The following is an 18,689-nucleotide window of genomic DNA, read 5'->3' as shown; positions in this document are numbered from 1 at the left end:
CGCAACCAGATTTGTACGTGTTATCAAAGGATAACGGCCAGGTCGCCGTGAAAATCGACAGCCAGACGGTTTTCGCTTTCGTCCGGGCTCAGCACGATCTTCTCGACCAAACTCCTGATTACTTCTCCCGCTGCCGAACGATGTTCAGCTACGCTGAGCGTCTACACCAGTTTCGTGACGCGCTCGCGGTAGCGAAGCGCAAGACTGGGGTGCAGAAGAGGTGGGGCGTCCTCGACGCCGGTGAGAAGTCCCTCAATCTCGATTCGCTGAACCGCGCCGGGTTTGCCGGAGGTTGATTTCAGATAGTTACGCTGCCATGGTCTGAGTTTCCAGAGTGGCGTGGTGATTTGCTTCGGCCTCTGCTGGCGGGATATTCCCGATGGGTTCCAGCGGGCGGCGGTTGTTGAACCAATCGACCCATCCGAGGGTGGCGTATTCCACGGCGTCGAAGCTGCGCCATGGTCCACGGCGATGAATGACCTCTGCCTTGAAAAGACCGTTGATCGTCTCAGCCAGGGCAGTGTCGTAGCTGTCACCGACGCTGCTGACCGACGGTTCGGTGCCCGCCTCCGCCAGGCGTTCGGTGTATTTGATCGACAGGTATTGCGACCCGCGATCCGAGTGATGCACCAGCCCCGCGCCCGGCCGCCGCTGATGAACGGCCTGTTCCAGGGCATCGAGCACGGTTGCCCATTGTGGCGCCATTGGTTCAAGCCCAATGGGCGACGGCATGGGCCGTGCGGCTGACCCGCCAGCCTACGATGCGGCGCGCGAAGGCATCGATCACGAACGCCACATAGACGAAGCCCTGNCATCGATCACGAACGCCACATAGACGAAGCCCTGCCAGGTCGCGACATAGGTGAAATCATTCGCCATTGTCGCTCGGACCAATGGCGCGACAACGGCTCATCCCACAGCATATCCGGCGCAGGCGCGCGGAACTGACGGTTCACCTTGTCCAATGGGCATGGTTGTGCCTTGTCCGGCAGCGTCGTCCAGATCTTCTTGCCACGAATGACGCCCTTGAGCCCCATTTCCTTCATCAGCCGCGCCACCGTGCATCTGGCCACGTCGACCCCCTCCCGGCGCATCTGGTGCCAGATCTTGCGCACGCCACAGACCTTGAAATTGGCATCGAACACGCGCTCGATCTCGGGGCGCAGTTCCGCGTCCCGCTTGGCCCGATCTGAACGCTGATCAGGGTCGGCCCGCTTCGCCAGATGATCGTAATAGGTGGACGGGGCAATCGGCAGCTGCTTGCAGATCGGCTCGACCCCGAGTTCTCCACGGTGATCGTCGATGAAAGCGATCATGACTTCGGTCGGCGGTCGAGCTCCGCCTGGGCAAAATAAGCAGAAGCCTTCCGGAGGATCTCGTTCGCCTGCTTCAGTTCCCGGTTCTCCCGCTCCAGCGCCTTCAGCCGCTCGGCCATCTCGGTCGTGACACCGGCCCGCTCACCGCGATCCACCTCAGATGGGGTGGATGCCGCCCTTCCTCGACGGCATCGCTGTGTGCCAACGTCGTGGTTGTCTACAGCCACGAAAGAGAAAGGGAGACACCCATGGAGGAGGTTACAATCGTCGGCGTCGATTTGGCAAAGAACGTTTTTCACGTGCATGGCGCCCGCGCCGACGGGCACCCCGTGTTCCGAAGGAAGCTCTCGCGCTTGCAATTCCACAGGTTCATGATGGACCTGCCGCGGTGCCTGGTTGTCATGGAGGCTTGCGGCGGAGCGCATCACTGGGCGCGCGAGATGATCCGGTTCGGCCATGAGGCCAAGCTGATCGCTCCGCGTTATGTCAAGCCGTTTGTAAAACGCCACAAGAACGACGCCAACGATGCGGAGGCCATCGTCGAGGCAGCCACGCGCCCGACCATGCGCTTCGTGGAGGTGAAGACCGAAGCGCAGCAGGAGCGCGCCATCGCCTTTCGCGCCCGCGAGCAGCTGGTGAACCAGCGGACCGAACTGGTGAACACGCTGCGCGCGCATCTTTATGAGTTCGGCTATATCGCCCCATACGGCATCCATCACATGGGCCGGATCGAAGAAATCATCGCGGATGAAAACACGGACATACCAACCGCTGTTCGGGAGATCTGCCGCGGCCTGATGGAGCAGATCGCCGATTTGACCGTTCGTACAGACAAACTGAAGAAGCACATCGACGCCATGTCCCGCGAAGCCGAGACCACGCGCCGCTTGCAGACCATGCCCGGGGTCGGTCCGATCCTGTCGCTGGCGATCGAGGCTTTCGCGCCACCGATGGAGAGCTTCCGGCGCGGTCGCGACTTTGCGGCCTGGCTGGGTCTCGTTCCGCTGCAGAAATCCACGGGTGGCAAACAAAGGCTTGGAAAGATGTCGAAGATGGGACAGCGCGACATCCGCAGGTTGCTGATTATCGGCGCGATGTCGGTTGTGTACGGGGCGACACGGAAACGCCCACCCGAAGGATCGTGATTGGCGCGAATGCTGGTCGCGGTGGCCCTCGCCAACAAAATGGCACGCAGCATCTGGGCCATGCTGACGAAGGGCGAGGATTACAGAGGTCATCCGGTCACACCGCCACAGATGGCGTGACCCCTACACTGCACCGGGAAAGGCCCCGGTCGCACGAGTTGTGAGGAAGGCAGGGAACCGTACGGGCAAACCGATCGAGAAGATCGGGATCGGAACAACCAGAAAGAAGGCGAGAGCTCCGCGCTCGCATCTCAGATTTGGATCCGATCCGCAGATCACCATACCGGCCAGCGGCGCTTGGCAAGCCGCACAGAGAAGGCCTGACACAAGCACGCACTCGATCACACGCGCGAAGGTTCATTATTTTCCTTGCAAACCGGGCGGCATCCACACAAGCCTTCTTGACCCACTCGTTCAGCGTCTGCGGCGCGCAACCGATCTTCGATGAAACCGACAGGATCGCCGCCCACCGGCTCTCATGCTGCCCGGGATTGTCCAAAACCATGCGAACCGCACGCTCGCGGACTTCCGGGGAATACTTGTTCGTGGTCTTGCTCATGATGCTCCATCCTACTCACGAGTTGGAGCCTCCGGCAAACCCGGGGCGGTTCATGTGCGGCGGAAACAACTTGCCATGTCTCGCCAGAATCGCCGTCGTGGACACGACGCCAAGTTGGAGATCCTGAGATGCCCAAGACCAATGACGCCGCTCTCGCCGCGTTCATCTCAGCCAAGACCGAGATCGACGAGATGCTCGACCGCCTCGCCGCGCTCAGCGCCGATCACTTCGAATGCGGCCCCTAGGATGTGAACTGGGGCGATGTCGCGACACTGGAGCACTCCCGCGCCCGCCTCTGCGGAATCACCAACATGGCTCGAGGAAGCCGCTGCTCAGGTCGGACGCTAAGCCGCCGCCGTCGCCACCCCTTCCAGCTGTATCGCGACGCTGGTGACGCCGTTCCCGGCGGCGTCGACCGCGACGCCGATGGGGAAGCGCCCCCCGACCGGGGTGGTCACTTCCTTGGCCTAGGTGTCCCAAGCGACCCGCGCGCCAGTCGTTCGAGTGCTGGACGCGCGCCCTTGCCTGCCCGCCCCGGTGAAGGGGAAGGGGGCCGGCCCTGCAAGGCCGGCGGGTAATCGCGCGCAGCCCGTGGTAGCATGCCAGGGCCGCGTCCCGTGCCGGGACATGGCAGTCGCGGGAGGGTGGCATCACCTATTTCCAGAGCCTTTCCGTCGCCGGCTTCGCCGCGACCGCGATCAGTTACGGCCCCGGGCGCATGGGCTTCGGGCTCTTCGTGCCCGAGTTCAGGTCGGCCTTCTCGATGTCGACATCCCAGATCGGATTCGTGTCGAGCCTGGGTTTCTTCGGCTTCTTCCTCGGGTTGCTCGTCGCGCAGGGCCTGCTCATGCGGCGGGGGCCGCAGGTGCCCGTTCTATCGGGGCTGATCGCCGCGACGCTCGGCATGTCGGTCGTCGCCGTGGCGCAGAACGTCTTCGTCCTGGCGGTGGGCGTCTTTTTTGCCGCGTCAAGCGCCGGGTTCGCCTGGACGCCCTTCAACGACGCGGTGCATCGCAAGGTCCGGGACGTCGACCGGCCGAGGGCCCTTTCGGAGATCAGCACCGGCACCAGCGTCGGGATCGCGGCGGCCGGTCTCGCGGCGCTGGCCATGGTGATGATGGGGCTGTCCTGGCGGTTGTGCTGGACGGGCTTCGCGGTCGCGAGCGCGCTTGCCCTGCTGGCCAATCATGCCGCCTTGCGCGATGTCGAGAGGGACCCCAACGGCATACCCGAAAAAGGGTGGCGCGAGCTTCTGCGCGGCGGGGCGCTTCCGCTCTTCGTGATCGCCTTCGTCTACGGGATTACCTCGGCGGTCTACATATCCTTCGCGGCCGACCACATGCTGGACCGCGGCGGCGTGCCGGGCCTGCCCGCCGCGGCGACGCCGGGTCTCGTCTTCGTCGTCTACGGCCTTTTCGGGCTGGCCGGACTTTTCACGGGCCGTGTGAAGACGGCCATAGGCCTGCCCTGGCTGTTGCGGTTCGTGATGCTGGCCGGGGCGCTGTCGCTGGCGCTGGCCGCGATCCTGCCGGACAGCTGGGCCGGGCTGGTTCCGTCGGCCGGGTTGCAGGGCGTGCACGTCATGATGACGAGCGCCGTGCTTGCCGTCTGGTCCGAGCGCCTGTTTCCCGCCCTGCCGTCGCTCAGTTTCACCGCGGCCCTTCTTGCCACGGCCGCGGGCAGCGTCCTGGGACCGGCGATCGCGGGTGTCGCGGCGGATGCCATCGGGACCGGCGCGACGTTCCTGGGTGTCGCGCTTTTGCCCGCGGCGACGGCGGTTCTGCTGCGCGACCGCCACGCCAGCGACCGTCCGTTGAGGGTTCCGGCCGCCATGCATGGCTGATGCGCGATCCTTGTCGCCGCGCCGCATCGCGGTCGCCTGGCGCGTTCCCGGAAACCGCCCGGCGACGCGACCGGCGAGGATGCAGGGTGGGGGGCGCGGGCGCGGTCAGGACGCGGCGTCGCCGTCGCGTTCGGCCTCGGCCTGGTCGGCGGCCCAGGCGCCGGCCGCTTCCACCGCCACGGGCGAGGCGGTGGGCAACACGCCGAGATAGCTCTCGGTCTCCTCCGCCGGAAGGTTGGCGCGCTGCGTCATCCGGTAGAGCGCATAGATCGCGGTGATGGCGAAGGTCGCGCCCAGCACCAGCCAGAACGCGAACGGGCCCAACTCCTGCATCGCCCAGCCGGTCGCCAGCGGCCCGAAGATCGCGCCCAGCCCGAAGGTGAAGACAAGCCCTCCGGAGGCCGCCGGCATGTCCTCGATGGACAGGAAGTCGTTGGTGTAGGCCAGAAACAGCGCGTAAAGCGGTGTCGTCACGCCGCCCGCGAAGAAGGCGGCGGCCATGAGGGGCCAGAGCCCGGCGTCCTTCAGCCATGGCGCGTCGCTGCCGGCGAGCCATCCCATCGCGCAGGCTGCCGCGCCGAGGAGGGCCGCCCCGAAGATCAGCTTGCGCCGGTCCATCTGGTCGGAAAGCCAGCCGATCGGGTATTGCAGCACCAGCGCCCCGGCGAAGAGCATGGCGACGAAAAGCGCGACCTGCGACGCGGACAGCCCGATCTGCGATCCGAAGACCGCGCCCATCCCCGATTGCGTCGCGTAGACGCTGCCCAGAAGGAAGATCCCGATGGTGCCCAGCGGCGAACTCGAAAACAGCTTGCGCAGGGACATCGGCCGCGCCACCTCGACCGCGGGGACGGGCGTGACGGACAAAAGCACCGGCGCGAAGGAGACCGACACCAGGATCGATGCCCCGATGAAAAGCGCAGAGGTTGCCGCATCGCCCAGCGTCAGCAGCCCCTGCGCGCCGATGATGCCCAACGTTTGCGCGATCATGTAGGTTGACAGGATCTTGCCGCGCGTCTCGTTGGTAGACGCGTTGTTCAGCCAGCTCTCGGCCGCAACGTAGATGCCGGACATGCAGAACCCCACGAGGATGCGCAACAGCGTCCAGGCCCAGGGCTCGGCCAGGAGGGTGAACGCGATCAGCCCCGCCGACATGAAGCTGCCGAGCGCCGCGAAGACACGCACATGCCCGACGCGCCGGATCAGCAACGGGGTGAACCGCGCGCCCGACAGGAAGCCCATGAAATAGCCCGAGGTGACCACGGCGAGCTCTGCGGCGGAAAATCCCTCGATCTCGCCACGCAGACCGATCAGCGTGAAATGCATGCCGTTGCCCAGCATGATGAGCACGATGCCGATCAGAAGGGCCCACACCCCGGACAACATCTGAAACATGAGCCGCCCTGTCCTGTCGCCGGGAACCGCAATGCCCGTCCAACGTTGCACCCAGTGATCGCCGCCGCCTTCGCTGCAGCGCCGCATGTCCAATCATTTGCGACAAAGCGTCAGCATTGCGACCGGACCGGTGCGCGTCTTTCTGACGCGGTCCAACCCGCCGACTCGATGACCGAAGGCCATCGCCGATGCCGCGGACGCGCTTGCGGTTGATGCGCGGGTGGATTCGGCGGACAAGACCGCATCCGGGACTCGGGAGTCCGGGCAGGGTGAACGACATGAGCCGTCTCTTCGAGGACTTGGACGACTGCCCGTCGTCCATCGGCGCGCCGGGCTTGCGGCGCCGGCAGGATCTGCGCCGCGCGCTGGAGGTCGACGAGATCATTCCGGGGCAGGCGTTCCTGATGACCGGCCTCGTCACCGCGCCGGAGCGTGCGGCGCGGCGGCTTGAAAGCGCGGCTTGCGGGACCGCGCGGCCCGACCGCCTGCCGGACCCGCGCTTTCTCGACCGGCTGGGCCGGGCATGGGGCGAGGCCCGGGCGGAGCCCGTGATCTTCGGCACCCCCCATACCGGCACGCCGTTCACGCAGACCGGCGCCCTTGCGCGGGCAGAGGGTCGATGACCGGGCGGGCCCACGTGCCGGTGCCGCATCGATGCGCCTGCGCCTGCCTGCTCTGCGGTGCGAAAGCGGCGCATTTCATCCATGCGGACGCGCGAGATTATTTTCGCTGTCCTTGTTGCGGTCTGCGGTTCCTGCACCCGGCGCAGCATCCGGCACGGGACGAGGAATGCGCCTTCTATCTCACCCACGAGAACGACCCTGACGACCCCGGCTATCGCCGTTTCCTGTCGCGGCTGGCCAAACCCCTCCTCGACCGGCTGCCGCCTCGGGCGTCGGGGCTCGACTACGGCTGCGGACCCGGTCCGGCGCTCGCCGCCATGCTGCGCGAGGCGGGCCATGAGGTGGCGCTCTACGATCCCTTTTTCGCCCCCGATCCCGCGCCGCTTTCCGAAAGCCACGATTTCGTCGTCTGCACCGAGACGGCCGAGCATTTCCATCGCCCTGGCGAGGCGTTCGCGCGCCTGCGCCGGATGGTGCGGCCCGGCGGATGGCTCGCCGTGATGACCTGCTTCCAGACCGATGACGCGCGTTTCGGGACCTGGCACTACCGCAAGGATCCGACCCACGTTGCCTTCTACCGCGAAGCGACGTTTCGCCATCTCGCCACGGAATGGGGCTGGACCTGCGAGGTGCCCGTGAAGGACGTGGCGTTGCTACGGCGTCCGGGCGGGCGCTCGGCATGACCAGCTGGCTGCACGAAGAACGCCTTGCGGCGGTTCTGGCGGCGGTGCGCGCGACCGGGGCCGCGCGAATACTGGACCTCGGCTGCGGCGACGGCGATCTTCTGCTGCGCCTGGCGCGGGAGCCGGGCATCGAGGAGATCGTGGGCCTCGACATCTGCACGGCCTCGCTCGACCGGCTGCGCCGCCGCCTGTGCGACCTCGGGTCCTGCGGGCCCCGGATAGAGCTGCGCGCCGCCTCCATGACGGACCCGGCGCCGGAGCTTGCCGGCATGGATTGCGCCGTTCTGGTGGAGACGATCGAGCATCTCGACCCGGACCGGCTGTCGCGGCTCGAACGGGCGCTCTTTCACACGTTGCGGCCCGGCGCGGTCGTGGTGACCACGCCCAACGCGGAGTTCAATCCGCTGCTGGGGGTGCCGCCGCACCGCTTCCGTCATCCCGACCACCGGTTCGAGTGGTCGCGGAGCAGGTTCCGGCAGTGGTGCAGCCGCGCGGCGCGGTCGGCGGGCTATGCCGTCACCTTCCAGGACATCGCGGGCCGTCATCCCGACCTGGGAGGCGCGAGCCAGATGGCGGTGTTCCGCTCCCCGTGCCCGGACCGGGCGGAAACCGTTCCGGCCACGCCCTGACAGGCCGCGAAAAGCCCGCCCGCGCCCCGCGGCCCGCGACGGTCCCGCCCGCATGATGCCGCTTGTGGCGCAGGGGGTATTCTGATGCATGATGTCGCGCATGGATGACCTCGAGATCTTTCAGCGACTTGGGCTCGCGCTGGCCATCGGGCTGCTTTTCGGGCTGGAACGCGGCTGGCACGAGCGCGAGGAGTCCGAGGGCGCGCGTGTCGCAGGCATTCGCACCTTCGCGCTGGCCGGATTGCTGGGCGGCGTGTGCGGCTGGCTGGTGCAGGCGACCTCGCCCGCGCTTCTGGCCTTCGCGTTCCTGGCGTTGGGCGCGCTTCTGGCCGTCAGCTACTGGGTGCGGCTGGAGGAGGGCGACGACCTGGGCCTGACGACCGAGGTCGCCCTTCTGCTCGTCTTCGCGCTCGGCGCGGCGGCGGTTCTCGGCCGGATGGCGCCCGCCGCGGCGGTCGCCGTGGTCGCGGCCCTGCTGCTGGCGATGAAGCCGCTTCTTCATGGCTGGGTCGCGAGGATCAGGCGCTTCGAGCTTGTGGCGCTCCTGCAACTCGCGGTGCTGTCCGTCGTGGTGCTGCCGGTTCTGCCCAACCGCGGGTACGGGCCGGGCGAGGTGCTCAACCCGTTCGAGATCTGGTGGGCGGTGGTCATCGTGGCGGGCCTGTCGTTCTTCGGGTACATCGCGATGCGCCTGGTCGGCACGCGTCTCGGCATCCTCGCGACGGGCGCCTTCGGCGGTCTCGCCTCGTCGACCTCGACGACGCTGGCGCTGGCCCGGCTGGTGCGCGACCGCCCGCCTCTCGCGCGCACGGCCGCGGCGGGCGTGGTGCTGGCCGGGTCGGTCACGTTCCTGCGTATCCTCGTGCTCGTCGCGGTGTTCGAGCCCACGCTCGTCGCGCCCCTCGCCATGCCGATGGGCGTCATGGCCGCAACGGGCCTCGCCGGCGGTACGGTGGTCCAGCTTCTGTCAACTCGGGATGACGGGGTGATGGAGGGCGTGGAGGGGCTCTCCAACCCGCTCGAACTGAAGGCCGCGTTCTCCTTCGGGGCGCTTCTGGCGGGGGTGATGCTGGGAATGCACTACCTTCGGTCGTGGCTGGGCGAGCGCGGGGTCTTCGCCGCCGCCGCCCTCTCCGGCGTCACCGACGTGGACGCGCTGACGATCTCCGTCTCGCGGCTGGTCGGCGGCGATCTCGCAGTGCAAAGCGGGGCGATCGCCATTTTCATCGCCGCGTCCGTCAACACCGCCGTGAAGGGCGGGATCGCCCTTGTCGCGGGCAACTGGCAACTGGGCGTGCGCGTGGCCGGGATCTACGCCGCGGTGATCGCGGCGGGGGGCGCGAGCCTCTGGTTCCTGAACTAGGCGCCCTGTCCTGCGCGGCCGGGCGTCACGCGATCGGCGCGTCGCTCGCACCGAGGTCGAGGCCGAGGACCAGGGGGTCATGGTCCGACGACCTGAAGGGATCGGTGGCGTAGAGATCCTCGATCTGGCCCGCGGTCTTGACGGTGGTGTCGTAGCCGAGTGCCGCGGCCTCGACCGAATTGATCTGCCATTGCGCCGCCCCGGTCACCTGTGACGCCATCGAGGCATTGGCGAGCAGGTAATCCAGCGCGCCGAAGGTCTGCGCCTGCGGCGCTGCGTCCAGATCCACCGGGAAGCCGAACGAGAACGGGAACGCGTCTGCGGCGAGGAAGCGCGCGACCTGGTCCTCGTAGCCCCGGCTCTTCAGGAAGGCGACCGGATCCTCCATCGCGTAGGCATTGAGGTCGCCGATGACCAGCACGTCGCCGTCGCCCGATCCGGTCGGGTCGCTGCCGAGCCAGGCATCGAGCGCCTGGGCCGCCTGCAGGCGCGCCTCGTCGTTGTTGCCGGTGCCGTCACCGATATCGGCGTTGTCGCCGAACGGGCTGACGGACCCTTTCGACTTGAAGTGATTGACGGCCACGGTGAAGGTTTCGCCGCTGGCGATCTCCTCGAACGTGGCGGCCAGGGGCGCGCGGCTGGTCCCGGCACCGTCGAAGACCGGGGTGCCGGGATCGGCGCCAAGGGCGGCCAGATCGGCATCGGTCAGGATCTCGACCGTCGTGTCCGAGGCGAGGCGCACGGCGTTGCTGTCGTAGATCATGCCGACCATGATCGCGTCGTCGCCGACGTAGGGCGTGCCGGGATCGACATAGTCGTAGGCGGCCCCGGGCAGCGCCGAATTCAACGCATCCACGATGTACCCAAGCGCGAACTGGCCGTCGCCGTTCTGGTCGCCCACTTCGTTTTCCAACTCGATCAGGCCGAAGACATCCGCACCGATCCCGGCCAGCGCGGCGATCAGCTTGTCGGTTTGCCGCTCGAACTCGGCGAGAGAGTCCGCGCCCCGCACTCCGGCGCCCAGGGGCCCCGCGGTCAGACCTTCATCGCCCAGAGAGGTGAAGAAATTCAGCACGTTGAACGCCGATACCGTGATCGTGCCGCCGACATCCGGTGCCGTGTCCGTCCGCGGCACGGCATCGGCGAAGGCGGGCGTCTGGGTCGGGTTGAGCCGATATGTTTCGTCCCCGATCCCCCCCGAGCCGCGTGAAAACCGCACGACGCCGGTGAGGCCCTCGACCGTGTCGCCGGCGCCCAGCGCGTCCGCGGCATCGAACTGGCCGGGTATGTTCCCGGGCGTGCCGGCGATCTCGAAGGGAACGGTCTCCGGGTTCTGGCCGGTCTGGCCGTCGTCGAGGACGAGCGTGTTCCTCACCTGCGCCTCGAGGAAGGCGCCGAAGCCCGTGACGCTGGGGGAATTGGCCTGCGTGTAGGCCTCGGTCAGGCCGCCCGCGTTCAGGCCGATTTCGCCGAAGCGGCCAAGCGTGAACAGGTCGCTTATCGTCATCTGCTGCGGCACGGTGACCAGCATGCCCTCGTAGGCTTCGAGGTCGGCAATCAGCGCGCCGTCGCTGTTTGCAAGCACGCCGGCCACCGGGAAGGCGATTTCGGCCGCGGTGGGCAGCGCGTTGCCCCTGTCGAGGATCTCGACTGCCGTGATCGAGCCGATCTGGGTTTCGCCGAAAAACTCGGCGACGGTGCCGGTGACTCGGACCCTGTCGCCCGGCTGAACGTCCACGGCCGGGCCGGTCCCGTCGAAGACGAAGAGTCCCTCCGACGTGCCCGGGTCGCCATCCGTGTCCGCGTCCTCCTCCTGCAGGAAGAAGCCGTTCAGATCGCCGTTCGTGCCCGCGCCGCCGTCCTGGAAGTCACCGACCACGATGGCCTCGACCGTGACGCTCTGGCCCGCCAGCGGGGAGTCCCTGCCAGAGCCCTGGATGGCCGAGATCGGGGTGATCGCGGCCGCCGGGTCGCCGACCGCGTTGTCCCGGGCCGGCGTGTTCAGCGCCTCTCCCGGCACCAGTGTCCCTGGGCCGAGCGCCGGAATGCCCGCGCCGTCGAAGTCGTTGCGCACCCAGTCGGTCGGGCTGTCGGTATCGGTGCCGTTCGGAATGCGGGAGGCGCCGCCGACATCGAAGGAAACGCCGTCGTAGCCGGGGGCCAGGCTGACCCCGCCATAGGTCAGATCGCCAGTGTCACCGTCGCTCACCGCGACGCTGTCGAGGATGCGCGCCCAAGGGGCGACGTCGAACACGCTGTCGTCGTTCGTGTCGAGATCGTCGCCGACCGCGCCGGTGAAGCCCTCGACGAGCAGAAGGCTGACGGTTCCGTTCTCCACGTCCTCGTCGGCCAGGAAATACCCGTTCGCGTCGGTCGCCCCGATCTCGATGGCCGCGTCGACGGTTCCCGCACCGCTGCCGTCGCCTTCGATTTCCAGCAGCCAGAAGCCAGCGTAGTCCGCGTCAGGCTGGCCGAGCACGTCGATAAAGGCAAAGCTGTCCTCGCCCCTGTGGTCGAACACGAACTCGTTGATGACGGGATCGACCGTCGGGGTGGCGCCGTCGGATGTCCCGCTGACAGAAATCGTGAGGGTCGCGCGATCCTGCCCGCCATTGCCGTCGTCGGTGACGTAAGTGAAGACGTCGGCGGCGACATCGCCATCCTCGAGCGCGTCGACGTCCACGTTCGAATCGTCCAGCGTGTAGATCCACTCGCCGTCCGCCTGGACGGTCAGACTCCCGTAGGCGCCGGTCACGGCGATGCCGGTGCCGCCGGCGAGCGTGCCGGGATCCGCCGTCAGATCTCCGGCGGCGACGCCCGAGACCGACAGCGTGTCCAGCAAGTCGACGTCGCTGTCGTTGGACAGGACGTTGCCCTCCGCCGTCGCGTCGCCGGGCCCGGTTGTGCCGGCCTCGATTACCGGGTCGTCCGAATTGTCGTCATCGGCGGCCTCGGGCGCATCGTTGCGACCGGTGAGCGTGACCTCGACCGTCCGGGTCGCGGTCCCGCCCTGGCCGTCGTCGATCTTGACGTCATAGCGCTGCACGCGCGTCTCGCCCTCGGCGAGCGTATCGAGATCCGCGTCGGCGACGGTGAAGTCCCACCCTTGCGTGCCGTTGACCGTATCGGGGGCGGTGGTCGGTGTCCCGACGAGCGCGAAGCTGCCGCGGTAACCCGTTGCCTGCGGGACGACGCCGGCGGTGTGCGTGTCGCTCAGGTCCGCGTCGGAAAAGGCCAGCGCGCCGGAGAGCGTGATGAGCGCGACGTTCTCGTCCACCGCGCCGTCCTCCCGCTCCGCGATGGCGAAGACCGTCTCGTTCTCGCCGAACACCGGCGCATCGTTGAGGCCCGTGATCTCGACGAGCACGGAAAGGTCGGTGCGTCGGCCGTCGGGGCAGGTGCCGGGGACATGGGCGCTGGTGGCGAAAAGATCGACCAGGACCCTGCGGACTTCGCCCGCGGCGAGGCTTTCGAAGTCCCCGCCCGGGTCCAGGACCAGCATGCCGCCATCGATCCGCGCCGTTCCGGCGTCGGGCGCCTGTACGATCTCGATATGGGCCAGCCCCGCGAGCGCGGGAACCGGAGCGAGATCGACTGTGACGGGGGTGTCCTCGTCGGTCGCGAGTGTCAGCCCCGGCGTCACCGCGACCACGTTGACGACCTCGTAATAGCCTGCATCGCCGGTCGAGATCGCGTTGAGCCCGATGCCGCCGATCGGGACCGCGTCCTGCCCGAGCGACGTGAAAGGCGTTGTGCCGCCCGAGACGTTGTGCAGCCGCAGCGAGCTGTCACCCACGGAGATGGTCGTGTGCCACCCGTCGTCCGTCACGGTCGCCGCGGCCTCGAGCGCCGCGAAGGCCGCGGCTCCGCTGGCGCCCGCCGCGCCGCCGACAGCCGTGACCCGAAAGCCGAGGACGTCGAGGTCCTCGTCGATATCGAGGTCGCGCAGGATGTCGTGGCCGAAATCGGCGACGACGGTCTGGCCGTCCCAGATCACGTCGAAGACGAACACGTCCTTGCCCTCGCCGCCGACCAGCATGTCGTTGCCGGCCCCGCCGACGAGGAAATCGTTGCCCCCGTCTCCGAAAAGGCGGTCGTTCGCGCCGCCACCGTGCAACACGTCGTCGCCGGCGCCGCCGCGCTGGAAATCCACGCCCTCCTGGCCATAGAGACGGTCGTTGCCGCCGCCGCCGCGCAGCCAGTCGCCGTGTCGGCCGCCGAGCAGGATGTCGTCGCCCGTGCCGCCCGACAGATCGTCGCGACCCTCCTCGCCGATCAGGGTGTCCACGCCCGAGCCGCCCTCCATGATGTCGCTGTCGAGCCCCCCGAGGAGCAGATCGTCGGCCGCGCCGCCGTCCATGATGTCGCGGCCCTCGCCGCCTTCGAGCACGTCGCAGCCTTCCTCGCCGTGAAGGCGGTCGGTGCCCATCCCGCCCGTCAGGCTGTCCTGTCCCTCTCCGCCCTTTAGGACATCGTCTCCGTCCTCGCCGAAGAGCCTGTCGTCGTCCTGGCGGCCGTAGACGAAGTCGTCGCCGCGCCCGCCGTAGAGCACGTCGTCGCCCCAGTTGCCGACCACCGAGTCGCGTCCGTCACCGCCCTCGATCGTGTCGTCGCCGCTGTCCCCGAAAAGCCGGTCATTGCCGCCCTCGCCGAATATCCTGTCATGCCCGCCGCCACCGCGAATGAGGTCGGCGCCCTCCTCGCCGCGGTCCTTCTCCACCTCGAGGGCCGGCACGGGCAGTTCGACCCAGCCGATCGGCAGTTGGTCGAAGATCTGCCCGCCATAGGTCTGGCCGTTCGCGTCGTCGGCCATCGCCCCGAAGCGGACATGCCAGCCGAACGGCGCATCGCGGCCGAAATCGCCGTAAAGCCAGTCGCCCTGCGCGCCGCCCTCGATCACGTCGTTGTCCGACCCGCCGCGGATCCGGTCGACGCCGGCATCGCCCTGAAGAACGTCACGGTCCGCGCCGCCGTCCATCATGTCGCTTCCGCGACCGCCGAACATCAGGTCCTGGCCGCTTTCGCCGGCCATCCAGTCGCGGCCCGCGCCGCCGTCCATGATGTCGTCGCCCGCGCCGCCGGCCATTACGTCATGGCCGCCCGACGCCTCCCCGAGCATGTCCAGCCAGTTGTCTGACCCGAAATCGAGATCATCGACCTGACCTTGGCGGAGGTCGCCGAACATCTCGTCGTCGCCCGCGCCTCCCAGCAACAAGTCGTCGCCCGCGCCGCCGGCCATCCGGTCGCGGCCGGTGCCGCCATGGATCCTGTCGTGCCCGGTGCCGCCATACGTCGTGTCGTCGCCGGCTCCGCCCCACATGACGTCGTCGCCGCCTTCGCCATGCATGACGTCGCCGCCGTCGCCGCTGGACATCCAGTCGGCCGCGTCACCGTCGGTGTCGTCGCCATCGCCGCCGAGGCCGAAATCCCCGTCATCACCGAACATCGCATCGGCGCCGGCCCCGCCGAAGAGAACGTCGATTCCCGCGCCGCCCGTCAGCAGGTCGTCGCCGTTCTCGCCATCGATCCAGTCCCGGCCGGTGCCGCCGTCGATGCAGTCGTCCCCGTCCTGCGTGAGATTGGTCCCGTCGCCGCCGAAGAGCCAGTCGTCGCCCGCGCCGCCGGCAAGGATGTCGCGACCAATCCTCCCCTCGATCCAGTCGCCGCCCTCGTCGCCCTGAAGCCTGTTGCCGTTCCCGTTTCCGTAAAGCGCGTCGTTTCCCTGGCGCCCGCGCGCGTTGTCCGCAGCCTGGTGATCGTTCAGGTCGATGACGTTGTCGCCGTTGCCGGATGCTTCCCAGATACCGTCGTTGTAGTCAGGCGCGTCGGGGTCGTCGCCCTGGTACACGATCGGACAGACCGGACTTGCGACCAGCCAGCCGTAGCGGTCTGAGAACAACTCGCTCACGAAATACTTCCTCTGGCGAGGCCTCGATCACTCGAGGCCCATCAACGGGTTGCGGTCTCGATCAATCCGCGACGGCGACAGGCCGTTGGTATCGAGGCACACGGAGCGCCCGCGATCCCCGCGCGGCGCGCGCATCATGATAAGCTCGGCACACAGGGCCACCGCCCCCAAATGGGGGCAAAACGGACCGATGCGGGCATGCGGGCGCGCGATGCGCGGCTCGGGCCAACCTGCTCTTCTTGTCGTGAAAAATGCAGGGCGACGGCGACGGCCGGGGCTCAATCGCCCGGGTGCGAGGAAAAGACCTCGGTCGTGCCGTCGCGCCGGATGAGATGGACGTCATAGGGTTCCGTCCGGCTGCCGAAATCCATCCCCGGTGAGCCGAGAGGCATGTCCGGCACCGCGAGGCCGACCGCATCGGGCCGCTCTTCGAGAAGCCGGCGCACGTCCGCGGCGGGCACGTGGCCCTCGATGACGTAGCCATCGACCGTGGCGGTATGGCATGACGCCATACCGGCGGGCACGCCCCTGTCCAGTTTCATCCGCACGAGCGCGCCACCGAACACGTCCTGCCCGGTCGCCCGGAAGCCGTGCTCTTCCATGTGATCCATCCATGCGACGCAACAGCCGCAGCCCGACGTCTTGGCCACGTGCACGGTCTGGGCCGTGGCGAGCGTCGGCAGAAGCGCGAGGAGCGCGGCGGCCATGGAAAACGGCGCGACTTGACGTTGCATGTACAGGATCCTCCTATCGTTTCGCTGAACAAGGAGGATGAAGCCTCCAGTCACGGGAAGATCAAGTGCGAAAGATGTCGGGCCGTGGCGGTCAGGTCAGGGTCCCGGAGCACCAAGCCGCAGTGTGTCGGCCACGGACGATCGCGGGTCGCGCCGCTCGCCTCCTGCCGGTGGCCGGCTCGATCGAGGTTCGCGCCCCCGAAGGACCCGGTGCCGCCGGCGAGGACGCACATGGCGTTGTCCGGCATGGTGCCGTCGGTTGCGGCGCAGGGGCGTGGGCCTTCTGCGTGGTTATCCGCGAAAGATGCCCGCCGCGCCGGGGCGCAGCGGGCAGGGCGCGCGCGGTTCAGGCCGCAGCGCGCGCCTCGAGCACCCGGGCCATCGTCTCGCCCATCGCGGAGGGGTTGGGCGCGACGGTGATGCCCGCCTCGGAAAGGATCTCCACCTTTTCCTGGGCGCTTTCGCCGAAGGCCGAGATGATCGCGCCGGCGTGGCCCATCTTGCGGCCCTTCGGCGCGGAGAGGCCGGCGATATAGGCCACGACGGGCTTCTTCATCCGCTCCTGGACGTAGGCCGCGGCCTCCGCCTCCTGCGGGCCGCCGATCTCGCCGATCAGCATCACCGCGTCGGTCTCGGCGTCCGCTTCGAAAAGCTCGAGGATGTCGCGGAAGGACGAGCCGTTGATCGGGTCGCCCCCGATGCCCACGGAGGTGGAAACGCCGATGCCGAGCATCTGCATCTGGCTCGCCGCCTCGTAGCCGAGCGTGCCGGAACGGCCGACGATGCCGACCCGCCCCGGCGTGTAGATGTGGGGCGGCATGATCCCCATGAAGCCCTTTCCGGGCGAGATGACGCCCGCGCAATTTGGCCCGATGAGGCGCATCTTGCGCTCGCGCGGGTAGCGGCGGAGGAAGCGCTTCACTTCCATCATGTCCTGCGCGGGGATCCCGTCGGTTACGCAGACCGCCGTACGGATCCCGGCGTCGGCGGCCTCCATGATCGCGTCGGCGGCGAAGGGGGGCGGCACGAAGACGAGGCTCGCCTCGGCGCCCGTGGCCGCCACCGCGGCGCGCACCGTGTCGAAGACCGGGCGGCCCAGCACCTCGTCGCCGCCCTTGCCGGGCGTGACGCCGGCCACGACATTGGTGCCGTGGGCGATCATCTCCTCTGCGTGGAAGCGGCCGATGCGGCCGGACATCCCCTGCACCAGGACTTTCGTGGTGTCGTCGATCAGAATGGCCATGGCGTCCTCCCTCAGGCGGCTAGCTTGGTGCGGGCGGCGACGGCCTTCTCGGCGGCGTCGGCCAGCGTGTCCGCGGTGACTAGTGGCAGGCCGGACTCGGCGAGGATGCGCCGGCCCTCCTCGACGTTGGTGCCCGAAAGCCGCACGACGACGGGCAGCGTGAGCCCCTCGGAGCGGTAGGCCTGCACCACGCCCTCGGCCACCCAGTCGCAGCGGTTGATGCCCGCGAAGATGTTGACGAGGATCACGCTCACGTTGCGGTCGGCGAGCACGGTGCGGAAGGCGCGGCACACGCGCTCGGGGCTCGCGCCGCCGCCGATGTCGAGGAAGTTGGCGGGCTCGCCCCCGGCGAGCTTGATCATGTCCATCGTCGCCATGGCGAGGCCGGCGCCGTTGATGATGCAGCCGATGTCGCCATCGAGACCGACATAGGCCAGCCCGTTGTCGGCGGCCATGCATTCCCGCGCGTCCTCCTGCGAGGGATCGCGCAGTTCGGCGATCTGGGGGCGGCGGAAAAGCGCGTTGGTGTCGAAGCTCATCTTGCCGTCGAGCGCGACGAGCTCGCCCGTGCCGGTGATGACGAGGGGGTTGATCTCGACCATCGTGGCGTCGAGCTCGCGGTAGGCGCGGTAACAGGCCTTGAGCGTGGTGACCATCTGCGCGACGAGCCCGCCCTCGAGCCCGAGCGCGAAGGCCAGCTCGCGTGCCTGGAACTCGCACAGCCCGGTGGCGGGGTCGATCGCCATGCGGCGGAGCGAGTCCGGATCCGTCTCGGCCAGATCCTCGATCTCCATCCCGCCATGTCCCGACGCCACGATCATGATCCGCTCAGACTTCCGGTCGAGCACGAAGCCGAGATAGAGTTCCTGCGCGATGTCCGAAGCGCTTTCGACCCAGACGCGGTAGACGCCCTTGCCCGACGCGCCGGTCTGCTTGGTGACGAGCTGCTTGCCGAAGAGCGTGGCGGCGAAGTCGCGCACCTCCTCCTCCGAGCGGCAGAGCTTCACGCCGCCCGCCTCTCCGCGCCCGCCGGAATGGATCTGCGCCTTCACCACCCATCCGTCGCCGCCAAGCTCGCGGGCGCGATACCCGGCCTGCTCGGGGCTGTAGGCCAGCCCGCCGCGGGGCACCGGCACGCCGAAGCGGTTCAGGATCTCCTTGGCCTGATATTCGTGAATGTCCATGGGTCTCCTCCGGGTGATGCTTGGACAGGCGGTGCAGGCCCGGCGGATACCGCCGGTTCGGGCC

11 protein-coding genes, 3 pseudogenes and 1 other annotated feature are annotated in these 18,689 nt (G+C 68.1%); of the genes and pseudogenes, 7 read left to right on the top strand and 7 right to left on the bottom strand.

Translation table 11 applies throughout. The annotated features are described in order from the left end of the window. A partial coding sequence (locus AB6A66_RS12955) for a hypothetical protein (RefSeq protein ID WP_371056213.1) occupies nt 1-296 on the top strand: 296 nt, incomplete at its 5' end. 10 nt (nt 297-306) lie between these two features. Here the strand turns inward: AB6A66_RS12955 and AB6A66_RS12950 are convergent. Further along, nucleotides 307-1,477 (bottom strand): annotated as a pseudogene (locus tag AB6A66_RS12950) (IS3 family transposase); the annotation flags it as partial. Continuing rightward, nucleotides 1,242-1,358: a sequence feature (AL1L pseudoknot), on the bottom strand. (Overlaps the previous pseudogene by 117 nt.) Before the next feature lie 87 nt (nt 1,478-1,564). On the opposite strand from AB6A66_RS12950, the pseudogene AB6A66_RS12945 reads away from it, so the two are divergent. Continuing rightward, nucleotides 1,565-2,581: pseudogene (locus AB6A66_RS12945) on the top strand (IS110 family transposase). A 262-nt stretch (nt 2,582-2,843) separates the two neighbouring features. Here the strand turns inward: AB6A66_RS12945 and AB6A66_RS12940 are convergent. Next, nucleotides 2,844-3,020 (bottom strand): annotated as a pseudogene (locus tag AB6A66_RS12940) (transposase); the annotation flags it as partial. 649 nt (nt 3,021-3,669) lie between these two features. Between AB6A66_RS12940 and AB6A66_RS12935 the strand changes: the two are divergent. Then, on the top strand, nt 3,670-4,863 hold the full coding sequence (locus AB6A66_RS12935) for an MFS transporter (protein ID WP_371056216.1): 1,194 nt from the start codon (nt 3,670-3,672) through the stop codon (nt 4,861-4,863). Between the two features lie 105 nt (nt 4,864-4,968). On the opposite strand, the gene AB6A66_RS12930 is transcribed toward AB6A66_RS12935, so the two are convergent. Next, nucleotides 4,969-6,258 (bottom strand): MFS transporter, encoded by a 1,290-nt coding sequence (locus AB6A66_RS12930; protein WP_371056212.1) that lies wholly within the window; start codon nt 6,256-6,258, stop codon nt 4,969-4,971. A gap of 278 nt (nt 6,259-6,536) precedes the next feature. On the opposite strand from AB6A66_RS12930, the gene AB6A66_RS12925 reads away from it, so the two are divergent. The 4 genes from AB6A66_RS12925 to AB6A66_RS12910 all read left to right on the top strand — a co-directional run bounded on the left by AB6A66_RS12925 (nt 6,537) and on the right by AB6A66_RS12910 (nt 9,556). Next, complete coding sequence (locus AB6A66_RS12925) at nt 6,537-6,881, top strand: hypothetical protein (protein ID WP_371056211.1); 345 nt, start codon at nt 6,537-6,539, stop codon at nt 6,879-6,881. Next, a complete protein-coding gene (locus AB6A66_RS12920) occupies nt 6,878-7,564 on the top strand; it encodes a class I SAM-dependent methyltransferase (RefSeq protein ID WP_371056210.1) in 687 nt (228 codons plus the stop codon). Before AB6A66_RS12925 ends, AB6A66_RS12920 begins: the two co-directional genes overlap by 4 nt. Next, nucleotides 7,561-8,193, top strand: coding sequence for a methyltransferase domain-containing protein (locus AB6A66_RS12915; RefSeq protein WP_371039122.1), 633 nt, complete (start codon nt 7,561-7,563; stop codon nt 8,191-8,193). The genes AB6A66_RS12920 and AB6A66_RS12915 overlap by 4 nt, the downstream gene beginning before the upstream one ends. Nucleotides 8,194-8,293: 100 nt before the next feature. After that, the gene (locus AB6A66_RS12910) at nt 8,294-9,556 is read left to right on the top strand and encodes an MgtC/SapB family protein (protein WP_371056209.1); all 1,263 of its coding nucleotides are present in this window, start codon (nt 8,294-8,296) and stop codon (nt 9,554-9,556) included. A gap of 25 nt (nt 9,557-9,581) precedes the next feature. Here the strand turns inward: AB6A66_RS12910 and AB6A66_RS12905 are convergent, their stop codons facing one another. The 4 genes from AB6A66_RS12905 to AB6A66_RS12890 all read right to left on the bottom strand — a co-directional run bounded on the left by AB6A66_RS12905 (nt 9,582) and on the right by AB6A66_RS12890 (nt 18,625). Beyond that, the gene (locus AB6A66_RS12905; RefSeq protein WP_371056208.1) at nt 9,582-15,464 is read right to left on the bottom strand and encodes an ExeM/NucH family extracellular endonuclease; all 5,883 of its coding nucleotides are present in this window, start codon (nt 15,462-15,464) and stop codon (nt 9,582-9,584) included. A 278-nt stretch (nt 15,465-15,742) separates the two neighbouring features. Then, a complete protein-coding gene (locus AB6A66_RS12900; protein WP_371039119.1) occupies nt 15,743-16,198 on the bottom strand; it encodes a DUF411 domain-containing protein in 456 nt (151 codons plus the stop codon). Nucleotides 16,199-16,544: 346 nt separating this feature from the next. Continuing rightward, nucleotides 16,545-17,441 carry a succinate--CoA ligase subunit alpha gene (gene sucD / locus AB6A66_RS12895; RefSeq protein WP_371039118.1) on the bottom strand — a complete coding sequence of 299 codons (897 nt, stop codon included), beginning with the start codon at nt 17,439-17,441 and terminating at the stop codon, nt 16,545-16,547. 11 nt (nt 17,442-17,452) lie between these two features. Further along, nucleotides 17,453-18,625, bottom strand: coding sequence for a malate--CoA ligase subunit beta (locus AB6A66_RS12890; RefSeq protein WP_371056207.1), 1,173 nt, complete (start codon nt 18,623-18,625; stop codon nt 17,453-17,455). Nucleotides 18,626-18,689: the final 64 nt, after the last annotated feature.

The sequence above is a fragment of the Rhodosalinus sp. K401 genome (assembly GCF_041365735.1).
Classification (GTDB): Bacteria; Pseudomonadota; Alphaproteobacteria; order Rhodobacterales; family Rhodobacteraceae; genus Rhodosalinus.
The sequence above is the reverse complement of the archived record's forward strand: the minus strand, read 5'-3'. Positions and strand labels throughout refer to the sequence as shown.